4 protein-coding genes are annotated in these 3,643 nt (G+C 71.5%); 2 read left to right on the forward strand and 2 right to left on the reverse strand.

The genetic code is table 11. The features are described 5' to 3' along the window. Together WCJ52_RS12175 and WCJ52_RS12180 are read left to right on the forward strand one after the other, a co-directional pair. A partial coding sequence (locus WCJ52_RS12175; RefSeq protein WP_336903577.1) for an acyl-CoA dehydrogenase C-terminal domain-containing protein occupies positions 1-1,099 on the forward strand: 1,099 nt, incomplete at its 5' end. Positions 1,100-1,115: 16 nt separating this feature from the next. Next, positions 1,116-1,592, forward strand: coding sequence for an OsmC family protein (locus tag WCJ52_RS12180; RefSeq protein WP_336903578.1), 477 nt, complete (start codon positions 1,116-1,118; stop codon positions 1,590-1,592). A 34-nt stretch (positions 1,593-1,626) separates the two neighbouring features. Here WCJ52_RS12180 and cysK read toward each other — a convergent pair whose 3' ends face one another. Together cysK and WCJ52_RS12190 are read right to left on the reverse strand one after the other, a co-directional pair. Then, entirely contained in the window at positions 1,627-2,607 is a 981-nt protein-coding gene (gene cysK / locus WCJ52_RS12185) for a cysteine synthase A (RefSeq protein WP_336903579.1), read from the reverse strand. Between the two features lie 88 nt (positions 2,608-2,695). Then, positions 2,696-3,643, reverse strand: a 948-nt coding sequence (locus WCJ52_RS12190; protein ID WP_336903580.1) for a DNA cytosine methyltransferase, incomplete at its 5' end; no start/stop codon positions are given.

Raw genomic sequence — 3,643 nt, forward strand, 5'->3', positions numbered from 1 at the left:
CGTGCCCAAGTTCATCCCCGACGCCGGGGGCAAGCCGGGCGCCCGAAACGGCGTCTGGTGCGATGGTCTTGAAGACAAGATGGGCATCCACGGTTCGGCCACCTGCGTCATGCGCCACGAGGAGGCCGTGGGCTGGCTGGTGGGCGAGGAGAACCGGGGCCTGGCCCTCATGTTCGTGATGATGAACGAGGCCCGCATCGGCGTCGGCCTGCAGGGGATCGCCCAGGCCGAGGCGGCCCTGCAGGCGGCGGCCGACTTCGCCCGCGACCGGCTCCAGGGCCGGGCCCTGACCGGCCCGAAGAACCCCGGCGGACCCGCAGACCCCATCATCGTCCACCCTGACGTGCGCCGCCAGCTGATGGAGGGCAAGGCCCTGGTCGAGGGCGGCCGGGCCTTCCTCTTCTGGTCCGCTCTCCAGGGCGACCTGGCCCACGGCCATCCCGACGAGGCGGTGCGCCAAAAGGCCTCGGACTACGCCGCCCTGATGACGCCAGTGGCCAAGGCCTACCTCACAGACCGGGGCCTGAAGGTCTGCTCCGACGCCCTGCAGGTGCACGGCGGGTCCGGCTATACCGAGCATTTCCCCGCCAGCCAGTACATGCGCGATGTCCGCATCGCCCTGATCTACGAGGGGGCCAACGGGGTCCAGGCCCTGGACCTGGTGGGGCGCAAGCTGCCTGCCAACGGCGGCCGGGCCATGCTGACCTGGCTGGCCGAGCTGGAGGCCTTCTCAGGCGCCGCCCGGGGCGAGCCCGCCACCGATCCCTTCTTGGACGGTCTCGACGGCGCCCGCGTCCAGCTGCAGGAGGGCGTGGGCTGGCTCATGCAGAACGGCCTCGCCCATCCCGACAACGCCGCCGCCGGCTCGCATGACTTCCTGCACCTGGTGGGCCTGACCGCCCTGTCCTGGATGTGGGCCCGCATGGCCCTCGTCGCCCAGGCGAAGATCACCGCCGGCGACACCGATCCGTTCTGGGCGTCAAAGCTTGCCGTGGGACGCTTCTTCCTGGCCCGGGTCCTGCCGGAGACCCAGGTCCACCTGGCCCGCCTGAAGTCCGGCGCCGAGACGGTCATGGCCCTGCCGGCCGAGGCCTTCTGAAGACGGGGAGACCCAGATGTCCGACCACGACGCCTTCGTCACCTGGACCGTCCAGCCCGACGCCGACTTCCTCAAGGGTCGCTACAGCCGGGCCCACAGCATCACCTTCGACGGGGGTGCCGAGATCCTGGCCTCCGCGGCCCCCTCGGTAATGGGCCGCTGGGCCGACCCGGCGGGGATCGACCCCGAGGAGATGCTGGTGGCGGCCCTGTCCAGCTGTCACATGCTGACCTTCCTGGACAAGGCCCGGCGGGCCGGCTTCGTCATCGACCGCTATGCCGACGCCGCCCGCGGCCGGATGGGCGAGGTCGCCCCGGGCCGCAAGGGCCTGGTCGAAGTGGTCCTGCGGCCAGACATCTCCTGGGTGGGCCTGGCGCCGGACGCCGAGGCCCTGGAGGCCCTGCATGCGGCCAGCCACGCCGAGTGCTTCATCGCCAATTCGGTGCGATGCGAGGTCAGGGTCGAGGCACCGGAGCCTTCAGAAGCCCACTGAGACGCACCTTCAACTCGGGGCCGGCACTTCGCCCTCAGAGGCCGTCGAAGAGAGCCGTGGAGAGGTAGCGCTCGGCAAAGGAGGCGATGATGGTGACAATGGTCTTGCCGGCGTATTCGTCCCGTTCCGCCAGGCTGAAGGCCGCCGTCAGGGCCGCGCCCGAGGAGATGCCCACCGGGATCCCCTCTTCCCGCGCCACGCGCCGGGCCATGGCGAAGCTGTCCTCGTTCGAGACCTGGACGATCTCGTCGATCACACCCCGGTCCAGGATCGCGGGCACGAATCCGGCGCCGATGCCCTGGATCTTGTGCGGGGCGGGGCTGCCGCCCGACAGGACCGGCGAGGCCGCCGGCTCCACCGCCACCATCTTCAGGCCAGGCTTGCGGGCCTTCAGGACCTGCCCGATGCCGCTGATGGTGCCTCCCGTGCCGACGCCGGAGACGACGGCGTCCACCGCCCCGTCCGTATCGTTCCAGATCTCCTCGGCGGTGGAGACCCGGTGGATCAGGGGGTTGGCGGCGCTTTCGAACTGCTGGGGCATGACCGCCCCGGGTGTGGCCTCGACGATCTCCCTGGCCCGGGCGATCGCCCCGGCCATGCCGCGCTCAGCTGGGGTCAGCTCCAGCTGGGCGCCCATCAGGAGCAGCATCTTGCGGCGCTCGATCGACATGCTCTCCGGCATGCAGAGGATCAGCTTGTAGCCCTTGGCCGCGGCCACGAAGGCCAGGGAGATACCGGTATTGCCGCTGGTGGGCTCGACCAGGGTGGCGCCCGGCGCGATCAGGCCCTGGGCCTCCAGGTTCTCGATCAGCGAGACGCCGATCCGGTCCTTCACCGAGGCGATGGGGTTGAAGAACTCCAGCTTGGCCAGCACCCGCGCCTTTGGCTTCAGGGCCCGGGTCAGGTTGGGAAGGGCCACCAGGGGCGTATCGCCGATGGTATCGAGGATGGACTCATAGACCTTGCCCCGGCCGGTGCGACGATAGCGGGCGGCGTCATAAACGGATTCAACCATGGCAAAGGCTCCGGGAAGTTGAGTATCGACCTTCAGGCGCCCGCGCGGCTTTGGGAAGGCGGGTTTTCAGGGCGCCGGCGCAGGAATTCTAAACCCGGGACGGCGGAAGCGCCTCCAGCAGAGGCTCCAGGAGGGTGTCGGCCAGCCAGCGGACGGTGGGAACGCAGACCCCGTCCCCGACCACGTGCAGGCCCGCCGACACGCCGCGGGGCAGGACATAGGCCTCGGGCAGGCCCATCAGCCGGGCCGCCTCCCGGGGGGCCAGCAGGCGGGTTCGCACCGCGCCGTCCTCGATGAGGATCAACGACTGGCGGGAGGATCCGCCCCGGGGGGTGCGCAGGCATCCGGCCAGGCCGTCGAACCGGGCCTCAGCCCTCTGCACGCTTTGCCCCTCCTCGCGCCGGGTCCGGCGGAAGAAGGCACCCACATGCCGCCCGCCTGCCGCCTTGAGGGCCTCCAGCCGCGCCGCCTGCACGGGCGACATCATGGCGACCAGACGGCGGGTCAGGTCAGGCGGGTTCCAGGGAACCTGGTCGTCAGGCTCAAGCAGGTCCGCCAGGCGGGTGTTGCGACCCGCCGGCGCCCGGGGGGACCAGTCGGTCCAGGCAGAGCGCGCCGCCCCCTCCAGCCGGTCCCGGGCCCGGCCCACCGCCGGTGTGACGAAGGCCCCGCCGCCGGAGAGGCGCGCCGGCGGCTCACCCCGGAAGGCGATGACGAACAGGCGCGGTCGGGACTGGGGGGTGAAGTCGGCGGCGTCGGCCTCCAGGGCCCCCACCCGGTAGCCACGTCGCGCCAGGGCCCCGCAGAGGGCGGCAAAGTCGTCCCCGCCCCGGGAGGTGAGCAGGCCGACCACATTCTCCACCACGATCAGGGGCGGCGCCCGGCCCGCGTCATCCAGGCTCTCCATGAGCCGCCAGAAGCCGAAAAAGGCCGAGGACCGGCCCCCCGACAGCCCCGCCCGGCCGCCGGCCAGGCTGAAGTCCTGGCAGGGCGAGGAGGCCCAAGCCAGGTCCGCCGGCCCCGGCAGGTCCGGTGC

The sequence above is a fragment of the Phenylobacterium sp. genome (assembly GCF_037138395.1).
In the GTDB taxonomy this organism is placed as follows: domain Bacteria; phylum Pseudomonadota; class Alphaproteobacteria; order Caulobacterales; family Caulobacteraceae; genus Phenylobacterium.